The sequence below is a fragment of the Borreliella kurtenbachii genome, from assembly GCF_030437945.2.
GTDB lineage: Bacteria > Spirochaetota > Spirochaetia > Borreliales > Borreliaceae > Borreliella > Borreliella carolinensis.
The window spans coordinates 764,325-787,674 of sequence record NZ_CP124058.1 but is presented as its reverse complement, the minus strand read 5'-3'; the positions used below and the strand labels follow the sequence as shown (position 1 = coordinate 787,674).

Below are 23,350 nucleotides of genomic sequence, written 5' to 3'. Positions count from 1 at the left end.
AAAATTAACAAACTCTTGGGGCAAATTTTTCTAAAAAACAACTATCACAACTTACACTCCTAGAAGTACAAATTTCTCTTGCATGCTTATTGATAGCCATAGAAAATCTATACTGCTTACAAGGCTTTATTCTTCTTTTTAGATCCAACTCAATCTTAATAGGAGAATTTTCCAAAGAAAGAGCATGTCTTGTAACAACTCTACTAAAATGAGTATCTACAATAATTGCAGGCTTATTGTAAACAGACCCAAGAATAACATTTGCTGTTTTTCGACCTACTCCAGGCAGCTTAACAAGATCAAAAATATTATTTGGAATAACACCATTAAATTTTTCTAAAATATCAATAGAGCAATTTATAATATTTTTAGCTTTCCTTGAATAAAAACCAGTCTTATAAATTAATTTTTCAACATCTCTCACATTTGCTCTTGATAAACTTTCAAAATTCTCGTACCTTTTAAAAAGGTCTGGAGAAATTTTATTTACCAAATTATCTGTTGTTCTTGCACTTAAAATAACCATTATTAAAAGTTCATAATTGTTTTTATAATTTAAAAAAGGTTTAACATTAGGATATCTTAACAAAGTTTCATCAACAATCAAATCAAGATTAATCATAAAAAAATTATAAAACATTATACACAAAACAAAAATAAAAAATATGCAAAGTAAAGGTATTTAGACTTTATTGACAAGGATTTTTCAAAATGATATACTCATCATTAGAATTTAAGATGCACCAATAGCTCAATTGGATAGAGCAACAGACTTCTAATCTGTAGGTTTTAGGTTCGAGTCCTAATTGGTGCGCTTTATTCGGGATGTGGCCTAGTGGCTAAGGCACCTGCTTTGGGAGCAGGGGATCGTGAGTTCGAATCCCACCATCCCGAAAAAATGTTAAAGAAGCTAAAAACTTCTGTTTTTAGCTTCTTAGTTTTTTAACAATTTACACAAATTTAATCAAACTGTAAAATTATTTAACTTTCTTCAAAGTATTTAAATCTAAAATAACTAGATTTTTAAGCTCATCTTGCAAATAAATAAAATTTTTTCTCACAGAAAAGCTAGTAAAAGGCAAAATTTTATTCTCTGAAAGAATAAACTCATCCAAATTTTTAGGAGAAAATTTAGCCAATCTCCAAGCATTGCTATCATCCTTATCTCTAACAGCTGCCAAAATCATTTTAGAGTCAACATAAAGAGATGAATTTTTATTGATCTCAAAATTAGACTCTGATACCACTTTCAAATTTTCAAGCTTATTAAGTATTTGAAGCTTAGCCTTTCCTGAATCCATTTTAATAACAACCAAATCTTTTTCACGTTCATAAATTCCATACCGCTGAATGCCTTGCTGAGTGCTTTCCTTAAGCCTAACCCCAGTATTTAAATCAATAAGCTGCAGGGTTCCTAAATTTGTAATAGGATCAATAACCTCTAGAAATACAGGACTGCTGGAATCTATAGACATAGTAGTCAAATCTTTATCCAAATCTTCATTCAAAGAAGTAGTTTGGTCTTTAACTTTAGGGTCGATCTTTTGCAAATTAATAGCTTTATTATCTACCTCCTCTTTTGAATCAATATCATCATAAGAAGGCTTATCTAATGGTGATAACTTGCCAACCTCATTGTTATTAGACTTGGAAATCTTATCTAATTTTTCAACCTCAGAAACTGGTTTAAATTCTTTTTTACCATCTAATTTACTATCCAATTTTTTATCTTCAGGTAATTTTTGATCTTCTGGCAACATAAGGTTTTTATCATTATTCAAATCGCCTAAGCTTGCCCGTGATTTACCTTTAGTTATTTCTTCTTCCTTGACCTTACTTTTTTCTTTACTAGAAGCTTTGGATAATTCTCGATCAAGATCTAATGCTTCATAATCTTTACTTACTTTGCCATCTTTACTTTTTAAAAGTTCTTCGTCCCTTTTTTTGATTTCAATTTGCTTCTCAATTTCTCTTTTCTGATTTTCATCACCAGCTTCTTTAAGCTGCTCCTGCAAATCTTCTAGACTCTCTTTTATTTGCAGTTGCTTATCAACTTTAGGAGAACTTACATCACCAGGTTTTGGCAAATTCTTTTCCTTATTAATCTCATTAATATCCTCTTGAATTTTCTCTCTAACAGTATCTCTTTGAACATCTAAATTATCTTCAGCAGAGTCTAATTTTTGCTGAGCTTTATCAAGATTGATTGCCTTTTTATCTAGCTCTTCCTTTTCTTTCTTTTTAGCATCAACCTGACTTTCAATCTCTTTTTTATGCTCTTCATCTGTAGCTTTTTCAAGCTGATCCCTTAAATTTTCAATAGTTTCTGTTATATTAGAATCGCTTTCATGGATATTGTCTAATTCAGTATCAATCTTATCTTGATCTGCCTTATGAGTTTCGCCTTGAATATCTGTAATATCTCTTGCAAAGTTAACGCCTGCTTCATTTTCGCTTAAAAGAGCTGCTATCACCTTATCTGTAACCAAACTGTCAATATCAATGTCAGATTCAATATTTCCAGACAAAATATCCTTTTTAAGAGGAATAAATATTTGAGTCTTTCCAGCCCACTGACTGTAAACCCTAGAAAGACCTGCGTTTTCTTTAGTTAAAGACTTCAAAGCAGGCTCAATATAAAACCCTTTATAATAATCCAAATCTCCTCTATAAACAGCATTATATATTGTAATAACCTTAGCAATTAATTCTGCACTAGACCTGTCATAATCGAAAGACTTTATTATATACCCTGTAAGAATTCTTCTTAAATTCAATATACTGTCAAGCTCTGATTTGCTGCTTATAGAAAAAACATCAACACTTGCTTTTTTATCTTGATCATCAATAAATCTATTAATAAAATATTTGCCATAATAACTTGAGTTGCTATTGGAATTGGTCAGCGGTCTTGCTAAAAACTCCCCAATACCCACTATTTGTTCATACGTATTTGTAGAATCATAAGGACCTTTATAATTTACAAACTCAAGATCCATATTAACAAAATCCTTTAATTTTTCCTTATCAACTTTCCTTGCATTAAGAGGAAATCCATTCAAAAAAATAAGAAAAAAACTAAAGATTAGTAACATTTTTTTCATAAAAGAAATTCTCCTATATTTAATTATAATCTACCTTACCAACTAAATTCACCAATTTAAACCTAATTTTAACACAATCGGATTTATATGCAAAACAGCTAATTCAATCTTGCATGCTTGAAATATCTTGAATGCTTGAAATAATTTCATTAATGTACTTGTTAATATTTTCAGAAAAATTTTGACGCTTCATAAACATTAATAACTTTATATACTTATGCTTACAAAGGCTAAGAAGTTCGGCTGTTGAATTTAAAATTATATTTCTCAAATTTAAAATCACAGAATAAGCTATTTCTAAGTTGCCTTGATAATTTAACACTATATTTTGGATGTAATTATATATAATACAATCTTGCCCATAATAACTTTCAAATTTAGTAATAGTTTGCACTATGGTAATTATATTATTAATATCTCTCTCTCTAATTGCCAAATTAATAAAACTCTTAATTGAAGCCTCATCATTAACATATGTAAAATACCTATAAAGCTTGCCTCTTGAAGCAATTCTATCAAACTTCTTTTCTGACAAAAGCCACACATTAAAAGCTTTTTCATATAAATTTAAATATTTTGTGGGAAAATTTCCATGTTCAGATGCAAGAAAATCCAAAATCTCTAAAAATTTATTATAAGCAACATCACTATAATTAGAATTAAGGATCTCCTCAAGAAGTAAATAATTTTTATCATAATCTACAAAACGTTTTTCTTTTAAATCTATTCTGCCTTGATTATATTTATTACCTTTAAAATGGTTCCAAACACTAACATCAAGCTCTTTCTCGTATTCGTAATAATAAGTACTAAGAACCCAATCACCTCCCCCTAAGACAATAATACCTGAATTAGCACTAAGTCCTGACAAGCCCTTAAGTTTAGCATCTGAAAAAGATATATTAAAATCTTCTTCAAAAGACAAAATTCCATTTGATTTTGTTGAAATTAAAAGATTTCTATTATTATAAAGAACAGCTTTCTCAATCTCAAATTTCATTTTTTTTTTGAATTTAAGCTTGAAGTTTCTATTCAAATTAAAAAACATCCCAACACTTGAAATTGCAACATATTCACCATTAAACTTTTCAAACAAAAAATTAATAGGAAAGTCTAACTTAATAGAGTCAACAACTTCCCCAAAATCTCTCCCATAAGCAACAATATGGCCCGACTTATGCCCAACAACTATCTCTTTTTTTGTATTTATCATTAACAAAAAAGGGAAAGCAACCAGCCTGGAAAACCATTTCTTATTACCCAAAGAATCAAACAAAAATATTTCATCATTTTCACTTGCAATACAAAAATCTCCATTATCAAAAACTACAGGAGAAGTAGCGGGCCTGCCGCCTATGTCAACTTCAAACATTTTTTCCCCACTATTTAAATCAATAGAAACAACCTTTTCATTAACAAGAGGAACTAAAATGCTATCATTTCCTATAGCAGGAGAGATCAAAGGTGAAAAATCAAGCTTATACTTCCAAACAAGCTTTCCTCTTTTGATCTTTTGAACTTCATTTCTAACTGTAATAACATAATACCCATTATCAAAATCTTTCAAAAGAAAAGAATATGGCATTCTATTTAGTCTATAAGAATATTTCTTCTCAAGTGACATTGTATAAGTAGTTAGCCATCTATCTTTTGTTAAAACCGTAATGGTATCACGTTTTTCATCAATAATTGGATTGCCTGCAACTTTACCAGTTAATGCTTTTTGAAAATATAAATTAATACCAGAATATAGCCTTGAAAAAGAAGCTGAAAACACAAATATGAAAAGTAGACCTCTCAAAATAAAAAACCTTTTGGGTTTCTAAAAACCTGCTACTAAAGCCTAAAACCAGCATTATTGCCATAAAGATTATTTCTCAGATCCCTAATCTTAGCATCATCAACATACTCAGAAAAAGTCATATATCGATCAATTATTCCGCTTGGAGTAAACTCGATAATTCTATTAGCAACAGTATCTATAAATTGATGATCATGTGATGTAAAAAGAACAACCCCTTTAAACTCTTTAAGACCGGCATTTAAAGACGTAATTGCTTCAAGATCTAAGTGATTTGTGGGTTGGTCCAGTATTAAAACATTAGCTCCACTAAGCATAGCCTTAGCAAGCATGCATCTTACTTTTTCTCCTCCTGAGAGAACATTTACCTTCTTTAAAGCCTCATCTTGACTGAAAAGCATTCGGCCTAAAAATCCTCTAATATAAGTTTCATCTTGTTCTTTTGAATACTGACGTAACCAATCAACCAAATTTAAATCTAAATCAAAGTATTTCCCATTATCTTTATTGAAATATGAAAAATTAACAGTAGATCCCCATTCATAATGACCTTTATAATTTCTATCTTCATTTGTAATAATATCAAACAAAAAAGTTGCAAACATGGGATTTCCTAAAAAAACAATCTTTTGCTGAGGTTCAATAATAATGCTAAATTTATTTAAAATTAAATTCCCTTCAAATTCTTTTATTAAATTTTTAATTGTAAGAACATTCTTGCCAAGTTCTCTTTCGCTTTTAAAATTAACATAAGGAAACTTCCTTGAAGAAGGTTTTAAATCTTCAACCCTTATTTTTTCAATTAACTTTTTCCTTGATGTTGCTTGCCTAGACTTAGATGCATTACTAGAAAATCTTTGAATAAATGTCTTAAGTTCAGCAATTTTATCTTCAGATCGCTTTTTAGCATCTTTTAGCTGTTTGTTTAAAATTTGGCTTGTTTCATACCAAAAATCATAATTTCCAAGATATACTTGAATCTTTCCATAATCAATGTCAACAATATGAGTACAAACTTGATTTAAAAAATGTCTATCGTGAGATACAACAATAACCGTATTTTCAAAATTAATTAAAAACTCTTCTAGCCATTTAACAGATTGTAAATCAAGGTTATTGGTAGGCTCATCAAGAAGCAATATATCAGGATCGCCAAAAAGTGCTTGAGCTAAAAGAACTCTAACTTTTAAAGCCCCTTCAACATCACTCATTAAATTATTATGAATTGCCTCATCTATTCCAAGCCCTTTAAGAAGAACCGCTGCATCAGATTCGGCCTCGTATCCTCCAAGCTCTGAAAATTCTGCTTCAAGCTCTCCGGCTCTAATCCCATCCTCATCAGTAAAATCAGGTTTACTGTAAATTTCCTCTTTTTCTTTTTGAACAGAATAAAGTCTTTTGTGCCCCATAATAACAGTATCGATAACCTTATATGCATCATAAGCAAATTGATCTTGTTCAAGAGCCGCTATTCTTTGATTTTTAGGGATAGATATTTCACCCTTACTAGCTTCAATCGTTCCCCCTAATACTTTTAAAAAGGTGCTTTTCCCTGCCCCATTAGCACCAATTATTCCATAACAATTTCCAGAAGAAAATTTAATATTCACATCTTTGAATAAAACTCTCTCCCCAAATGCAACTTCTAAATTACTTACAGTTATCAAACCATTACCCTGCCTAAAATTAATATTCTAATAACAAAATTATCTTGAAAATTAATTTAATTTTCAAGCACCATATAAATATATTGACTCAACTCTCAATTTTTTCGTATATTTAATATTATTAACATAAGGAGATGTTTGAAATGAAAAATATTAAGCCGTTAGCTGATAGAGTTTTAATAAAAATCAAAGAAGCTGAGAGTAAAACAATCTCAGGACTTTACATACCAGAAAATGCGAAAGAAAAAACAAACATTGGAACAGTTGTAGCTATTGGTTCTAACAAAGAAGAGATCACTGTAAAAGTTGGTGATACTGTGCTTTATGAAAAGTATGCAGGAGCTGCTGTAAAAATCGAGAATAAAGAACATTTAATACTAAAAGCAAAAGAAATAGTTGCAATAATAGAAGAGTAAAAAGCTAAGTTTAGCTACTTAGCTTTAATTTTTATAAAATATTTTATAAAAATTATTGAAAAATAAGGCTATAGTTTTAGCATGAATAAAAAAAGTTACAACAACTTAAAGAGAAAGTAGAAGTGGCAGAAAGTTTTGTATTCTTGAAAGAAGAATTACTAAAATTTACAAATATTTATAAGTCAAAAGTTTTTTTAAAACTTGCAATATTTAATAAAAATTACAAATTTATACATAAAAACTTATTATTCTGATCAATCAAATTAAAAATTTCAAGCTTACAAAATTTTGTAAGCTTGAAAAAATAAAATAAAATGAAAAAGCCAATTTTTAAAGAAAAAACCATATATTCAAGCAAATTCGATGACATCTATTACAATCCAAAGTATGGAATTGAAGAGAGTTTTTATACATTTATTAAAGGCTGCAATCTAGATTTAGAATTAAAAACAAAAGAAAATCTTTTAATAGCAGAGTTGGGATTTGGAACAGGATTAAACTTTATATGTCTTTTAAAATTCATAAAAGAAAACAATATAAACTCAAAAATTAATTATTATTCTATAGAAAAATTTCCACTCGAAAAAAAAACATTAATACAAATTTCAAAGTTCTTCGTTAAAGAAACCGATTATTTTAAGTTAATGTTAAAAAATTATCCTAAAATTCCAAAAAAAAATTTAAAACTAAAAATAACAGAAAACGTTAATTTAAAAATTTTAATTGGAGACGCTAAAATGAAAATCAAAGAAATTCCAAAAAATGTAGAATACTGGTTTTTAGATGGATTTAATCCTAAAAAGAATCCTGAAATGTGGAACAATCAAATCTTCAATTTAATTTCTGAGAAAAGCAGTCCAGAATGTAAGCTTTCAACATTTTCCTCTGCAAGAATTGTAAAAGATGGTTTAAAACTTGCTAATTTCAAATATATTTACATAGAAAAAGGATTTGGAAATAAAAGACATATGATAAAAGCTCAAAAAAATTAAAAATTCAATTTCAATATAAGCCTTTAAAAAACAATTCAAACAAATATGATATACTATCAAATGACACAAGGAGAATTTTAATGACAAGAAAAATATTTGTTATAGCCTTAATCTTTTTAATATCTAATAATTATGTTTTTGCAAAAGAAACAATTAAAGATTTGTTCTTTATAAAAGATATACTAATAAAAAAAGAAAAATATTCCGAGGTTCTAAATAATGCAAGCCTTGAGGGCATTATTGAAATTGAACATAACGGACCATACATTAAAGATCACGATTCAGAAGTTAAACTTATCCTAAAAGAAAGCGGATATAGAAGAAATTTCAGCTTTTTTAATCTTTTAAATACTAGTAATATAATTAAAAGTTTAAGCTTGTTTGATAGCAGACCAAAAAACATTAAAGAAAATGAAATCATATTATTAGAAACAAAAATGATCAAAGAAAATCCCTATAAACGATACAAAGACGATGATGATTTTGAATTAAAGCTAAGCGTAACTCGAAAAAGTAATCAAATTTATTTAATTCTTGATTTCGAGTTTATCTTTGACCAAAGAAAAACTTTTCCATCAATTTACATTAAAGAAGAAGATGTATCAACAATAATAAACAGCTTCATGAAACTACAAGATTCAAACTTTTTATCTCCTCAAATATTAAATGATAATTAAAGATTTAAAATGCTATTTATAATAGCATTTTGCTGAAAAGTTGATCATAACCAATTTCATTGTATAATAATTTTTAACTTTTTTATAAATTTTTTAAATTAATAATATAACTATTTATTTTATTAATTAAAGAAGAAAATTCTATAAATTTCAATTTTTCAGATTCAATAATTTCCTTAGGAGCATTCATTAAAAAATTTTTATTTTCAAGTTTCTTTGAAACAGAAATATTGAGCATTTTATATTTTTCAAGCTGCTTTTCAAGCCTTATCAACTCTTTAGCTTTATCTATCAATGACTTAACATCTGCATAAATTTCAAAACCAACTGCAGCTACACCAAGCATACCATAATAATTTTCATTGTAAAATATATTTTTAAAATTAATCATTCTTTTTACAATGTTTTGATTAGTCTTAAAATATTCCTCATATTTAAAATCAGCATCAAACTTCAAAGCAACATCAATTTCAATGCTGGCAGGGATATTAAATTCGCTCTTAAGTGTTCTAATAGCTATAATGAAAGTTTTCAATACTTTAAAACTTTCAAATTCTTCTTGAAAATTATTAGCAATATCAAAACCTGGATATTCATTTAAGGCTAAAATATCTCCCTTTTCTGAAAATTCAGAATAAATTTTTTCTGTAACAAAAGGAATAAACGGATGTAAAATTAACAATGCTTTCTTAAGAAAAAATAGCAACTTAGATATAGCCATATTTTGAATGTCAATATTTTTGCTATTTAAATCAATTTTGCTAATTTCAATATACCAATCACAAAAATCATTCCAAAAAAACTCATAAACAAATTTTGAAGCTTCATTGTATTTATAATTTGCAAAAGAAAACTCTACGCCAAGAATAGTCGAATTTAAGCTTGTAAGCAACCATTTATCAATGTCGTTAAATTTCAAATCATTTAATATTTCTCTATTTTTTAAATTTAAAAGAATAAATTTAGAAGCATTAAAAACTTTGTTTGCAAACTTAGCTCCAAACATAAAATCTTTAGCATCAATATTTAAATCTTGACCCTGAACAGATAAAAAGGATAAAGTAAACCGCAAAGAATCACTTCCATACTCATGAATAATATCAAGAGGATCTATTCCATTACCCAAGGACTTTGACATTTTTTTGCCTTGTTTGTCACGCAAAAGAGGTGTGATATAAACATCTTTGAAAGGAATTTGCCCTGTAAATTCTAATCCTGCCATCACCATTCTTGCAACCCAAAAAAATATTATATCGTAAGCTGTTATTAGGGTATTTGTTGGATAATAATTTTTAAAATCAAGAGTAGCATTGGGCCATCCAAGCGAAGAAAAAGGCCATAACCAAGAAGAAAACCAAGTATCAAGGACATCTGGATCTTGAACAAACCTCTTCCCCACATTCTTTTCCTCCAAAGAAGGATCAGTATCACTAACAATAAGTTCAGATGTATCAACATTGTACCAAACAGGTATTCTATGTCCCCAAACAAGCTGTCTTGATATGCACCAATCTCTAATATTTGACAACCAATATTTATATGTATTTTCCCACTTTTTAGGGTAAAATCTTAAATCTCCACTCTCTAAAGCCTTTAAAGCTTTGTCTGCTAAAGGCTTCATTCTTACAAACCACTGAGTAGACAAATAAGGCTCAACAACCTCACCTGACCTATAACAATGCCCAACCTGTTGTCTATGCTTCTTAACATCTTGCAAAAAACCTTTTTCCATTAATTCTGTCTCAATTTTAAATCTTGCCTCCTTCACGCTTAATCCTTGATATTGCAAAGGAACATTTTTATTAAGTTTTCCATCTTGAGTTAAAATATTGACTTTAGGAATATTGTGCCTTTTTGAAATTTCAAAATCATTAGGATCATGCGCAGGGGTAACTTTTAAAGCCCCAGTACCAAAAGTGCTGTCAACATAAAAATCTGCAATAATTTTTATCTTTTTAGTTGTCAAAGGAATTGTAACTTCTTTGCCAACTAAAGACTTATATCTCTCATCATTAGGATTAACAGCAATAGCAGCATCCCCAAACATTGTCTCAGGCCTAGTTGTTGCAATCTCAATAAAAGAAGAGTCGTCAATAAAATACTTAACAAAATAAAGTTTACCATCAACTTCTTTGTATTCAATCTCTTCATCGCTAACAACACTCCCAGATCCAGGATCAAGATTAACAAGATACTCCCCCCTATAAATCAAACCTTTAGAATATAGGTCCTTAAAAACTTTGTTAACAGCCTTACAAAGACTCTCATCAAGAGTAAACCTTTCTCTTGAGTGATCATAAGACGCTCCAAGTTTGTTTATCTGATTAACAATTATACCCCTATGCCTATCTTTTAATTTAAAAATTTCTCTAACAAGCTCTTCTCTTTCAAAATCATCCTTGCTTTTACCAATCTTTTTAAGATGTCTTTCAAAAACAGCCTGAGTTGCTATTCCTGCGTGATCTGTGCCAAAAAGCCACAAAGTATTGTGTCTTTTCATTCTTTTATACCTTACAAGAATATCTTGCAAAACAAAATTAAGAGCATGCCCCATGTGCAGCACGCCAGTGACATTAGGAGGAGGCGCAACCATGCTAAATTTTTCAAATAAAGAACTATCTGGTAAAAAAACATTATTTTTAAGCCACTTGGTGTAAATTTCATCTTCAAATGCCTTAGGATCATATTTTTCAAGAGGTCTACAATTCATCGTTTTAAAAATCTCCTGCCATCTCCTCAACAACTTTTAAATTTTCAAAAAGCTCTTCATAAGTTTTTGAATTTATAAGATTTGAGAAATATTTACTCTGTCTTTCCTGCTCAGTAAAATATATTTTAAAATATTTTTTAAGTTTATTAAAATCTTTTTCAAGTCCCCAAGTAGCATGGAAGTCCTTTATATGGAATTTTAATATATTTAACCTAAAATTTAAATTACTATCTAAAAAGTGTTTCGAAGAGGGCTTAAATAAATTTAAATTCTCAAAAATTCCACGACCAAACATAATCCCATCAATTAAATATTTGTCAACATAATATCTAGCATCCTTGAGACTCAAAACATCTCCATTGCCAATAATAAGAGTAGAAGGACTAAGACTATTTCGCAATTTAACAAGTTTATAAAAAATATCAAAATTAACAGGACCTTTGCTCTGATTAACAGCAAGTCTTGGATAAACCGTTAACATATCAATTTTAAGGCCTAATAAAAATCCCAACCAATCATCAACTTCTGGATATGAAAATCCATGCCTGGTCTTAACACTAAGAGGCAAATTAAATCTAGCACAAGCTTCTTTGCTTGCAAGAATTATCTCTTTAGCTAAAGATTTATTATTAATTAAAGCTGAACAAACTCCTTTTTTAATTATTTTACTCTTAGGACAACCCATATTAATATCAATTCCCCAAAACCCCATACCTCCTAATATTTCTATTGCTCTGTAAAATTGCTCAGGAACATTGCCCCAAATTTGAGCAATTAAAGGTCTATTAAGTTCATTGGGTTTTAAAAAAACATGTTGAATAGATTGTTTTGATCCATTTAAAATTCCTTTTGTAGAAATAAATTCGGTAAAATAAATGTGGGGCTCTCCTTCTTCAGATCCTATTAAATGAATTAAATTTCTAAAAACAGTATCGGTAACGTCCTCCATTGGGGCCAAAATCATAATTGGAAGAGAAATATCAAATAAAAACTTCATAATAAAATATATAATAATAAAATATATAATAATAAAATATATAATAATAAAATATATAATAATAAAATACAATTTCAAGCAAAGTAAAACAGCCGCTTAATAAATTTGAATTTCTAAAAAAAATACTGCAATTTTTAAAATAAAAAAACACCCAAAAAAGACCGGCAAATAAAGGACATAATCATAAATTTTTTAAAAGTCAACAAATAATTTTAATAAAAAAATAATTTAAAAAATCAATCCATAACAAGGCTCTCGCCTGGAACCTTGGTTTTTCTTATTAAAGTATCTTTATATCCAGCAGATTTAATAAGCTCTACATTTTTTTGAACATCATCAGCATTAGTAGGGATAAAAACAGTATAAAACGGCCCATGAGAATTTACTACAACAAAAAGACCCGCTTTTTTTAATATTCGATAAGCCCTATCAGCATAATCTTTTTTTCTATAAGATCCAACTTGTATGTAAAAATCTACTTCTTTGTCAGCAGAAACTGAGCGATCTGCTAATAAATCTGAAGATTTATTTTCAACAGAAATATTTTCTTCTGATTGCTTGGTTTTTCTTTCTTCTTCAATCTCAGGAGTATTAAATATTTTTTTAAAGTCACTAGATTTTGATACAGAAGGTCTTTTTTCATTTGCACTAATTACTTCAATTTTTACAGGAGCAACTCCTATTCCCAAAAAATCAAGCTTCTCAGCAGCATTTTTTGACAAATCGATTATTCTATCTTTCCTAAAAGGACCTCTATCATTAATTCTTACAACAACCGATCTATTATTTAAAAGATTTGTAACCCTTACAGTAGTATTAAAAGGCAATTCTTTGTGAGCCGCAGTAAGCGCCATCATATCAAATTTTTCGCCATTAGCAGTAATTTTACCGTGAAAAGCTTCACCATACCATGAAGCAAGGCCTACTGTGGCAGAATTTAAATGAGAAGCAATAAAAAAAAATACAAAGAGAAAAACAAAGTTTTTATTATCTCTTAAGATGACATCAATTAAATTTCTCATAATGTTTATTATAATATAAAAACATATTTCAACAAACAATTAAGCTTGCAAAATTGCTTATTTACATTTTTTTTGATTTAATTATAAAAAGAAAAAAGTCTAAAAATGATATTAACAGAAATAATCAGCAACAGCCAAATACAAAAAGCAGCAAAACTTATCGAAATGGGAGAACTTGTTGTATTCCCAACAGAAACAGTTTACGGAATTGGCGCAAATGCTTACAATGAAGATGCTGTAAAAATGATTTTTTTAGTAAAAAAACGGCCTATTAACAATCCTTTAATAGTACACGTTGATACAGTAAAAAAAATAAAAGAATTATCAGAATATATTCCCAAAAGTGCTCTCATGCTAATCAAAAAGTTTAGTCCGGGCCCTTTAACTTATGTTCTTAAAAAATCAATAAAAATATCTAGATTTGTAAGTGGAAACCTAGACACAGTGGCAATAAGAATTCCTGCAAATAAAACAGCTTTGCGCTTAATAAAAGCATCTAAAGTCCCCATAGTAGCACCGTCTGCAAATATATCAAAAAGACCCAGTTCAACAAATTTTGAAATGGCCTTAAAAGAATTAAATGGACTTGTAAAGGGAATAATAAAAACAGAAGAGAGCAAAGAATTTAATATTGGAATAGAATCAACTGTAATTGGATTTGACCTAAAAGATAACGTACTGATATTAAGACCGGGTGCAATAACAAAAAAAATGATAGAAAATGAACTTCAAGGAAAATATACAGTAAATTACGCAGAAACAAAAATAGAACTAGAAAAATCACCCGGAAACATAATAGAACATTACAAGCCAAAAATTCCCGTCTATTTATTTAAAAGTCAAGATAACATAAGAAGATATTTAAACAAAGATACAAAAATACTTATCACAAAAGCTACTCTAAAATCCTATTTATTTAATTTTTTGTGGGATAAAAAAAATATTACAGTGTTTAACACTCTTGAAGAATACGCACAAAATCTTTACAAAGAGCTTGTAAATTCTGAAAACAACTACAAACAAATACTTAGTGAATTCTTAAAAGACGAAGAACTTGGATACTCAATAAACAATAGAATCAAAAAAGCCAGTTCAAATAGATTTATTAACAAAAAATAATGCCAAATTGTTATTTTAAAAATTCAAAAAGCAATAAATATAAGCTTAACAAAACCAATAAGACTTAAACTAAGTATTATAAATAAATTTTCGCACAATCACATAAGAAAAATTTCAATCTTTTAATTAATTGAAATAATCATGGATTAGCATAGTATATTCAAGTGGTATTTTGTCTTCATCAAAAGCAATACCAAGCGCAAAAACCTTTCCACTGGGCGTCTGAATAACGCTTAAGCTTTTTGACTTACCTTCAATAAAAATTTCTTCATCCATAAATTCAAAACTAAAAATCAAATCAATTGCATCTTCCTCGACATCTCCATAATCAAAAGAAGAAATTACTAAAGCACCCCCATAAGATAAATCTTTTATTAAGCATTTATGTTTTACCCCATTAAACTTGATATAAGCTTTATCAGAATCAATTTTTAGTTTTCTAATAGAATCTTTATCGATAATAATCCTCTCATGGATTCTCTGATTTTGCCCAAGTTTTAAATCAAGAAGCTTTCCAACTTTAATAGCAATCTCTTCTGGCACAGGAGATAAAAACTCTAATGTTAATAAATTATATTCTTTATTCAGAGAAGAATAAGCAGAAGCACTCAATAATTTTACAGACAAAAAGGGAAAAAAAGCCGCACTACTCTTGGAATCTGAATTTTTCTTAAGTTGAATAGAACCTAAATTTTTATTTTTAGCCAAAGCAGGCAATACGGTATCTTCTTGAAAAATAAGCTTAAGAGAATCCATAGAAATAGAATAAATTACTCCAAAAACAGTATAAGAGCCTATTCTCATTTCAATAGTATTGCGAAGATTTAAAAAACTATTTATCTCTGTGCTCATTTTAATCTCTTTACCCCTATACTTAGCCCCATAATCTCTTATTTTTCTAGATAAAAGCATAAACCTCTCCTTTCTCCTTTTTTGAATATAAAAATACTAAATAAAGCTTAAAACTGTTTTAAACAGTTTTACACCAATAAAAAAGTTCAAAACAATTAAGCTGTAAGCACACTTGATCAACAATCAATAAATCTACTTTTAAAATCAAAAACATACCATCACCCACACCCCCCACCTACAACATCTATTTAATTAACAAAACTTAAAAATGCTTTTTACATAGTGTAAAATTATAACAATAATTTTACACTATAACAATCAACCTATAACATTATTAATTCTTACGTACTTATAGTATACTTTAGTAAAAAGTATGAGATTAAATAGCCCCAATTTGAAAAAAATAAATACACACAAGCTGCTTATTTATTTAACATATTTCGCAGTTAGCTTTTCTATTATCACACTCTCATTAGCAATATCTAAGACTATAAACATACAAAAAGATAAAAATTTTGGATATATAAATCCAGCAGTTCCTTCAAGGCTTTTAGATATTAATGGGAAACAAATAACTCAATTTATATCTGATGAGAATAGAGAATTAATGCCCTTAAGGAAAATGCCTGACAATTTAATTAATACACTTTTAATACGAGAAGATATTGGTTTTTTTTCTCATCGAGGTTTTTCCTTGATAGGAATATTTAGGGCCGCATTTAATATTGTTCTTGGCAGATATTTTTCAGGCGGAAGTACATTAACCCAACAACTTGCAAAGCTTCTCTACACAAATCAAGCAAGAAGATCTATTTTAAGGAAATTACATGAAATCTGGTGGGCAATCCAACTTGAAAAAAAACTCTCAAAATACGAAATACTAGAAAAGTACCTTAATAAGGTTTATTTCGGAAATGGAAACTATGGAATAGTTGCAGCATCAAAATTCTTTTTTGGCAAAAGTGTAAATAAAATAAATACAGCAGAATCTGTGATGATGATAATCCAGCTTCCAAATGCAAAACTTTATTCACCTCTTTACAATCCAGAATTTTCAAAAAAAATACAACGCGCAGTTTTAAACCAAGTTGTATCAAATGGGATAGTCAAAGCTGAAATTGCTGAAAAAGAATTTAATGAATACTGGCAAAACTACGATTGGACCAGAATGGCTGACACATCTGCAATTTCAAACAAAAAAGACCAAGCTCCTTATTTCTCTGAATATATAAGGCAAAAAATACTAAAATATTTACCAGATGGTGCAAACATATATAAAGATGGATATTCAATATATTCAACTCTTGACCTTGAGGCACAAAAATATGCAGATAAAGTTACAAATGATATGATTAATAAAGCAAGAACAATGCACAATTTAAACAGATCATCTGAAACAATAATTATTAATTCAGAAATTGTCCCTGTAGTAGATGCAATATCAGATTTATTGGGAATTAAAAATTTAAGAATAAATGGAAGGCAATACAAAAAACTGAGAAAAAGAAAATTTTACGAAGACAATATCGATCTAATTGCAAGTTTTGGAGCTATACTTGGAATTGATAAAATAGATAAGGCAACAAAAGAGTATATTATTAAAAATAAATTAACACCAAAACTCATTGCACAGCCTGAAGGAGCAATGATAGCAATAGATACAACAAGCGGAGCAATAAGAGCCATGGTTGGGGGAAGTGGACATACTAAAGACAATGAATTTAATCGAGCCACACAAGCAAAAGTCCAGCCTGGAAGTGCATTCAAAGCATTATATTTTGCAGCCGCAATTGATCTAAAAAAAATAACAGCTGCTACAATGTTTTCAGACTCTCCGGTAGCATTTCTAAATAAAGGTGGAGAAGTTTATGCTCCGGGAAATTATGGTGGCAAATGGAGGGGCAACGTTTTAACACGCCAAGCACTAGCTTTGTCCTTAAATATTCCAGCATTAAGAATATTAGACAAGTTAGGTTTTGACTCTGCAATTAGCTACTCCTCAAAACTATTAGGAATAACAGATCCAAAAGAAATAGAAAAAACGTTTCCAAAAGTTTATCCACTAGCACTGGGTGTAATATCGGTTTCTCCAATCCAAATGGCAAGAGCCTTTGCAATTTTAGGAAATAATGGTAACGAAATCGAACCTTATGGAATAAGATATATTGAAGACAGAGCTGGAAGAATAATAACAAATGAAGAAGCAAGCATATTGGCTAAAATAAAAAGCAAAGAACATCAAACTCAAATAGTATCTCCTCAAACTGCTTATATCATCACAGATATGATGAAATCAACAATTCAATACGGAACCTTGGCAAATCAAAGATATACAAATCTCAAAAATTTTAAATCTGACATTGCTGGAAAATCAGGAACAACACAAAATTGGGCAGACGGATGGGCAATAGGATACTCTCCTTATATAACAACAGCGTTTTGGGTTGGATTTGATAAGAAAGGATATTCACTGGGAATATCTGGGACAGGAACAGGATTAGCAGGACCTAGTTGGGGAGAATTTATGGCAGAATATCATAAAAACTTACCCAAAAAAGTTTTTATAAAACCTGCAGGAATAATTAGTGTCCCCGTACAAGCAGAAACAGGTCTACTACCAGAAGAAATTGCTGATGAAAAAATAATAAATGAACTATTTATTTCCGGCACCCAGCCAGTCGAAAAATCAAAATATTATGAAAATAAACTAGAATTTAAAAATACAATAGAATTTAACATATATGGAATTGATGAGATTAATAATAACGATGAAATAAATTTTGATACTCCTGAATTTGAATATCTTGATAATAATCTTGAAAGCATTAATAACAACAATAATAATGATACTGATATTAATAACCTTGAAAGCATTAATAATAATGAAGAAAATAAAAATGAAAATGAAATAGAAATGAACATTAAAGAACCCTTAAATGAAATAAAAAATGAAAACTCACAACAAGATCTAAACAATAATAATAACCGGGAAATGCTTAGAGAAAACACCAAAGAAATTAAAGACGAGGGAATTGTTAATGAAACAAATACAGAAGCACAAAACACAAAAGAATTAAATTCAAACAATAATGAAAATGAGAAAATTAACAATAAAGACGTCAACGGAGAAGATATCCAATTGGATTAAAACAATATGTTAATAGATATCGATCAAATAAAAATAAAAAAAAGAATTAGAAAAAATCTAGGAGACATTGAAACTCTTAAAAACAGTATTATAAAACATGGATTAATTTATCCAATAATAATAGATAAAAATAAAAACTTGATAGCAGGGCTTAGAAGATATCAAGCTTTAAAAGAAATAGGTTATAAAGAAGTTGAAGTAAAGGTAATCTCAATTGAGAACAAAAAAACTTTACTTGAAATTGAACTTGATGAGAATAATGTTAGAAAATCATTTACAAGAAGTGAGGCAAACGAGGGAGAAGCTTACTTAAAAATTTATTCTGAAAGCAATATAATAATAAGATTCCTTAAATTTATTATCTTAAAAATTAAAAACATGTGTAAAAGAAAAAACAGAAAAATTTAAACCATACAAAGAGGTGTGTTTATGTTAAATTACAAAAATCTTAATGAACTTGAAAATTTTAAAATCCTTGAAGGGATTGCTCCAGAAGTGCTCAAAACGGCATTAACTGGAAAAAGAATAAAAGAATACGACATTACAATAGAAGGAGATAGTGTACATTATAACTATGCTTCAAAGCAAATCAATGATAACCACCTTAAAATTTTTCAAAATTTAAGCGATGAAGCAAATTTAATAGAAAAATACAAAGAAGTGCTTGATGGGGGAAAGGTTAATATTAGTGAAAATAGAAAAGTTCTTCATCACCTTACAAGAGGACAAATTGGCAAAGACATAATAGAAGATAATAAAGAAAACATGAGAGAGTTCTTCCAATCAGAACTTGAAAAAATATATAATTTTGCAAATCAAATCCATTCTGGGAATATTAAAAGTGCAAATGGTAAAAAGTTTAAAAATGTAGTTCAAATAGGAATTGGTGGATCCAGCCTAGGGCCAAAAGCTCTTTATAGCGCATTAAAAAATTATGCAAAAAAACACAATCTGGCCTTAATGAATGGGTATTTTATTTCAAACATTGATCCAGACGAATCAGAAGAAGTATTAAGCAGTATTAATGTTGATGAAACGCTTTTTATTATTGTCTCAAAAAGTGGAAATACATTAGAAACCAAAGCTAATATGCAATTCTTAATAAACAAATTAATATCAAATGGCATAAAAGAATATAAAAAACAAATAGTTATTATAACATTAAAAGATAGTATGTTGGCACTAGAAGAAAAAGGATATCTTGAATATTTCTTCATGCATGATTCAATAGGTGGAAGATTTTCTCCAACATCAGCAGTTGGACTTACGCTACTTACTCTTTGTTTCACAGAAAAAATTGTAAAAGAAATTATAAAAGGAGCCAATAGGGCTGACAAAAAATCATTAAACAAAAACGTAAAAGACAACGCAACTCTCTTAGCAGCACTAATTAGCATATATGAAAGAAATGTTCTAAACTACAGCAGCAACTGCATCATTGCTTATTCTAAAGCAATGGAAAATTTTTATCTTCACTTACAACAACTTGAAATGGAAAGTAATGGAAAAAGTGTAAACAGGTTTAACGAAACAATAAACTATAAAACCGTAAGAATAATTTGGGGAGGCATTGGGACAGACGTTCAACACTCATTCTTTCAAATGCTTCATCAAGGAACAGATATAGTTCCAATGGATTTCATAGGTTTTAATGAGACACAACTTAAAGAAGATGTAATATCTGATAATAGTTCAAGCAATGACAAATTAAAAGCAAATTTAATAGCTCAAATAATAGCATTTTCAAAGGGCAAAGGAAATGATAACAAAAATAAAAATTTTAAAGGCGAGAGGCCTTCTGCACTAATATATTCAAAAGAATTAACACCTTATGCAATAGGAGCAATACTCTCCCATTACGAGAATAAAGTAATGTTTGAGGGATTTTTATTAAATATAAACTCATTCGACCAAGAAGGAGTTCAGCTGGGGAAAATTATTGCAAATCAAATTTTAAAAAACGACACTTTTGAAGATGAAATAATAGAATCTTATTCTAAAAAAATTTTAAAACAACATTAATTAATTTTAAATATATATCTTAAAGTTTAAAAAGAATGCACTAAGCTTATACAAGAGGCAAGAATGGATAAGGTAAGTATATTATATACATTAATTAATATTATAATAATGCTTATTCTAATAAGCATTGTTTATTTTTGTAAAAGGAAAAATGTCTCTTTTACAAAAAGAGTGTTTATATCATTAGCAATAGGAATAGCATTTGGAATGACTATCCAATATTTTTATGGCACAAATTCATCTATAACAAACGAAACTATCAATTGGATAAATATTGTGGGTGATGGATACGTAAGGCTTCTTAAAATGGTTATAATCCCCTTAATAATAACATCAATAATATCTGCAATAATAAAATTAACCAACAGTAAAGATGTTGGAAGAATGAGCTTGTTTGTAATATTAACACTGGTATTTACAGCAGGTATTGCTGCCATAATTGGCATTTTCACTGCTTTAATATTTGGGTTAACAGCTGAAGGACTACAAGTAGGAACCAGAGAAATTTTACAAAGCGAAAAATTGCAAAAAGGTCTTGAAATATTAAATCAAACACCAATCACAAAAAAAATCACAGAGCTTATTCCACAAAATGTATTTGAGGATTTAGCAGGACTTAGAAAAAACTCAACAATCGGAGTTGTGATATTCTCAGCCATCATAGGAATAGCCGCTCTTAAAACATCTGTTAAAAAACCAGAATCAATAGAATTTTTTAAAAAAATCATATTAACTCTTCAAGACATAATATTAGGAATAGTAACTCTAATTTTAAAACTAACACCCTATGCTATATTAGCTTTAATGACAAAAATTACAGCAACCAGCGAAATCAAAAGCATAATAAAGCTTGGGGAATTTGTAATTGCTTCATACATTGCCATAGGGCTCACATTTCTTATGCATATGACATTAATTGCAATAAACAAATTAAACCCAATTACTTTTATAAAAAAAATATCTCCAGCACTAACATTTGCATTCATATCTAGATCTAGTGCCGCAACTATACCTATTAATGTAGAAATTCAAACTAAAACCCTGGGAGTAAGCGAAGGAATAGCAAATTTATCAAGCTCCTTTGGAACATCAATTGGGCAAAATGGTTGTGCAGCAATCCACCCCGCTATGCTTGCAATAATGATAGCGCCAACTCAAGGAATAAACCCTACAGATATTTCATTTATACTCACACTTCTTGGACTAATAATAATAACTTCATTTGGATCTGCTGGCGCTGGCGGAGGTGCAACAACAGCTTCATTAATGGTACTCTCAGCAATGAACTTTCCAGTGGGATTAGTAGGACTTGTAATATCTGTTGAACCTTTAATTGACATGGGAAGAACAGCTGTTAATGTGGGCGGTTCAATGCTTGCAGGCGTTATATCTGCCAAACAACTTAAACAATTAAACCACAATATATACAACCAAAAAGAGCTTGTAAACAAATAAACAGGAAAACAATGATGAAAATAATAATTATTGGAGGCACATCAGCAGGAACTAGTGCCGCAGCTAAAGCAAACCGCTTAAACAAAAAGCTAGACATTACTGTCTATGAAAAAACAAATATTGTATCTTTTGGAACCTGTGGCCTGCCCTACTTTGTAGGAGGATTTTTTGACAATCCAAATACAATGATCTCAAGAACAAAGGAAGAATTCGAAAAAACTGGAGTCTCTGTTAAAACTAACCATGAAGTTATCAAAGTAGATGCAAAAAACAATATAATTGTAATAAAAAATCAAAAAACGGGAAGCATTTTTAACAATACTTACGACCAACTTATGATAGCAACTGGTGCAAAACCTATTATCCCACCAATCAATAATATCAATCTAAAAAATTTTCATACACTGAGAAATTTAGAAGACGGTCAAAAAATAAAAAATTTAATGGACAAAGAAGAGATTAAAAATATAGTAATAATTGGTGCTGGATACATTGGAATTGAAATGGTAGAAGCAGCAAAAAATAAAAGAAAAAATATAAGATTAATTCAACTAGACAAACACATACTCATAGATTCCTTTGACGAAGAAATAGTTACAATAATGGAAGAAGAACTAATAAAAAAAGGGGTTAATCTTCACACAAATGAGTTTGTAAAAAGTTTAATAGGAGAAAAAAAGGTAGAAGGGGTGGTAACAAACAAAAATACTTATCAAGCTGACGCTGTTATACTTGCTACTGGAATAAAACCTGTTACTGAATTTTTAGAAAATCAGCTTAAAACTACTGAAAATGGGGCAATAATTGTAAATGAGTATGGCGAAACTAGCATAAAAAATATTTTTTCTGCAGGAGATTGCGCAACCATTTATAATATAGTAAGTAAAAAAAATGAATACATACCCCTAGCAACAACAGCCAACAAACTTGGAAGAATAATTGGTGAAAATTTAGCTGGCAATCGCATAGCATTTAAAGGCACATTGGGCTCAGCTTCAATTAAAGTACTATCTTTAGAAGCTGCAAGAACAGGGCTTACAGAAAAAGATGCAAAAAAGCTTCAAATAAACTATAAAACGATTTTTGTAAAGGATAAAAATCATACAAATTATTATCCCGGCCAAGAAGATCTTTATATTAAATTAATTTATGAGGAAAATACTAAAATAATACTTGGAGCACAAGCAATAGGAAAAAATGGAGCCGTAATAAGAATTCATGCCTTAGCAATTGCAATCTATTCAAAACTTACAACAAATGAGTTGGGGATGATGGATTTCTCATATTCTCCACCCTTCTCAAGAACTTGGGATATATTAAACATTGCTGGAAATGCTGCCAAATAGAAAGAATTAAATTGATTTAATT

The 23,350-nt window shown here is 29.2% G+C and carries 17 protein-coding genes and 2 tRNA genes; 11 read left to right on the top strand and 8 right to left on the bottom strand.

The window, feature by feature from the left end; translation table 11 throughout:
- Nucleotides 1-4: 4 nt before the first annotated feature.
- Nucleotides 5-640 carry an endonuclease III domain-containing protein gene (locus tag QIA22_RS04325; protein ID WP_301612042.1) on the bottom strand — a complete coding sequence of 212 codons (636 nt, stop codon included), beginning with the start codon at nt 638-640 and terminating at the stop codon, nt 5-7.
- A gap of 100 nt (nt 641-740) precedes the next feature.
- Here QIA22_RS04325 and QIA22_RS04320 point away from each other — a divergent pair.
- Both QIA22_RS04320 and QIA22_RS04315 read left to right on the top strand, forming a co-directional pair.
- Nucleotides 741-814 (top strand) — tRNA-Arg (locus QIA22_RS04320).
- 7 nt (nt 815-821) lie between these two features.
- Nucleotides 822-894, top strand: a tRNA-Pro gene (locus tag QIA22_RS04315).
- Between the two features lie 83 nt (nt 895-977).
- Here the strand turns inward: QIA22_RS04315 and QIA22_RS04310 are convergent.
- The 3 genes from QIA22_RS04310 to QIA22_RS04300 form a co-directional block, all read right to left on the bottom strand.
- Nucleotides 978-3,104, bottom strand: a complete 2,127-nt coding sequence (locus tag QIA22_RS04310; RefSeq protein ID WP_301612041.1) for a P83/100 family protein — start codon at nt 3,102-3,104, stop codon at nt 978-980.
- A 103-nt stretch (nt 3,105-3,207) separates the two neighbouring features.
- Nucleotides 3,208-4,905 (bottom strand): PQQ-binding-like beta-propeller repeat protein, encoded by a 1,698-nt coding sequence (locus QIA22_RS04305; RefSeq protein WP_301612039.1) that lies wholly within the window; start codon nt 4,903-4,905, stop codon nt 3,208-3,210.
- Nucleotides 4,906-4,940: 35 nt separating this feature from the next.
- Nucleotides 4,941-6,572: an ABC-F family ATP-binding cassette domain-containing protein gene (locus QIA22_RS04300; RefSeq protein ID WP_301612037.1), complete on the bottom strand. Its 1,632-nt coding sequence runs from the start codon at nt 6,570-6,572 to the stop codon at nt 4,941-4,943.
- Between the two features lie 143 nt (nt 6,573-6,715).
- On the opposite strand from QIA22_RS04300, the gene groES reads away from it, so the two are divergent.
- The 3 genes from groES to QIA22_RS04285 all read left to right on the top strand — a co-directional run bounded on the left by groES (nt 6,716) and on the right by QIA22_RS04285 (nt 8,657).
- Nucleotides 6,716-6,988 (top strand): co-chaperone GroES, encoded by a 273-nt coding sequence (gene groES / locus QIA22_RS04295; RefSeq protein WP_006433722.1) that lies wholly within the window; start codon nt 6,716-6,718, stop codon nt 6,986-6,988.
- A gap of 314 nt (nt 6,989-7,302) precedes the next feature.
- Nucleotides 7,303-7,980, top strand: coding sequence for a tRNA (5-methylaminomethyl-2-thiouridine)(34)-methyltransferase MnmC2 (gene mnmC2, locus QIA22_RS04290; protein ID WP_301612034.1), 678 nt, complete (start codon nt 7,303-7,305; stop codon nt 7,978-7,980).
- A gap of 80 nt (nt 7,981-8,060) precedes the next feature.
- The gene (locus QIA22_RS04285) at nt 8,061-8,657 is read left to right on the top strand and encodes a hypothetical protein (protein WP_301612033.1); all 597 of its coding nucleotides are present in this window, start codon (nt 8,061-8,063) and stop codon (nt 8,655-8,657) included.
- A gap of 82 nt (nt 8,658-8,739) precedes the next feature.
- On the opposite strand, the gene valS is transcribed toward QIA22_RS04285, so the two are convergent.
- The 3 genes from valS to QIA22_RS04270 form a co-directional block, all read right to left on the bottom strand.
- Nucleotides 8,740-11,367, bottom strand: coding sequence for a valine--tRNA ligase (valS, locus tag QIA22_RS04280; RefSeq protein ID WP_301612031.1), 2,628 nt, complete (start codon nt 11,365-11,367; stop codon nt 8,740-8,742).
- Nucleotides 11,368-11,371: 4 nt separating this feature from the next.
- Nucleotides 11,372-12,364 (bottom strand): tRNA dihydrouridine synthase, encoded by a 993-nt coding sequence (locus tag QIA22_RS04275; protein WP_301612029.1) that lies wholly within the window; start codon nt 12,362-12,364, stop codon nt 11,372-11,374.
- A gap of 236 nt (nt 12,365-12,600) precedes the next feature.
- A complete protein-coding gene (locus QIA22_RS04270) occupies nt 12,601-13,386 on the bottom strand; it encodes a septal ring lytic transglycosylase RlpA family protein (protein ID WP_301612027.1) in 786 nt (261 codons plus the stop codon).
- Nucleotides 13,387-13,491: 105 nt separating this feature from the next.
- On the opposite strand from QIA22_RS04270, the gene QIA22_RS04265 reads away from it, so the two are divergent.
- Nucleotides 13,492-14,505: an L-threonylcarbamoyladenylate synthase gene (locus QIA22_RS04265; protein ID WP_301612026.1), complete on the top strand. Its 1,014-nt coding sequence runs from the start codon at nt 13,492-13,494 to the stop codon at nt 14,503-14,505.
- A gap of 126 nt (nt 14,506-14,631) precedes the next feature.
- On the opposite strand, the gene plzA is transcribed toward QIA22_RS04265, so the two are convergent.
- Nucleotides 14,632-15,417, bottom strand: a complete 786-nt coding sequence (plzA, locus tag QIA22_RS04260; RefSeq protein WP_301612025.1) for a c-di-GMP-binding receptor PlzA — start codon at nt 15,415-15,417, stop codon at nt 14,632-14,634.
- A 313-nt stretch (nt 15,418-15,730) separates the two neighbouring features.
- On the opposite strand from plzA, the gene QIA22_RS04255 reads away from it, so the two are divergent.
- The 5 genes from QIA22_RS04255 to QIA22_RS04235 all read left to right on the top strand — a co-directional run bounded on the left by QIA22_RS04255 (nt 15,731) and on the right by QIA22_RS04235 (nt 23,328).
- The gene (locus QIA22_RS04255) at nt 15,731-18,505 is read left to right on the top strand and encodes a penicillin-binding protein 1A (protein WP_301612023.1); all 2,775 of its coding nucleotides are present in this window, start codon (nt 15,731-15,733) and stop codon (nt 18,503-18,505) included.
- A 6-nt stretch (nt 18,506-18,511) separates the two neighbouring features.
- A complete protein-coding gene (locus QIA22_RS04250; protein WP_071983638.1) occupies nt 18,512-18,913 on the top strand; it encodes a ParB N-terminal domain-containing protein in 402 nt (133 codons plus the stop codon).
- Nucleotides 18,914-18,934: 21 nt separating this feature from the next.
- Entirely contained in the window at nt 18,935-20,527 is a 1,593-nt protein-coding gene (locus QIA22_RS04245; protein ID WP_301612021.1) for a glucose-6-phosphate isomerase, read from the top strand.
- 63 nt (nt 20,528-20,590) lie between these two features.
- Nucleotides 20,591-21,982, top strand: coding sequence for an L-cystine transporter (locus QIA22_RS04240; RefSeq protein WP_301612020.1), 1,392 nt, complete (start codon nt 20,591-20,593; stop codon nt 21,980-21,982).
- A 14-nt stretch (nt 21,983-21,996) separates the two neighbouring features.
- On the top strand, nt 21,997-23,328 hold the full coding sequence (locus QIA22_RS04235) for a CoA-disulfide reductase (protein WP_301612018.1): 1,332 nt from the start codon (nt 21,997-21,999) through the stop codon (nt 23,326-23,328).
- Nucleotides 23,329-23,350 lie beyond the last annotated feature (22 nt).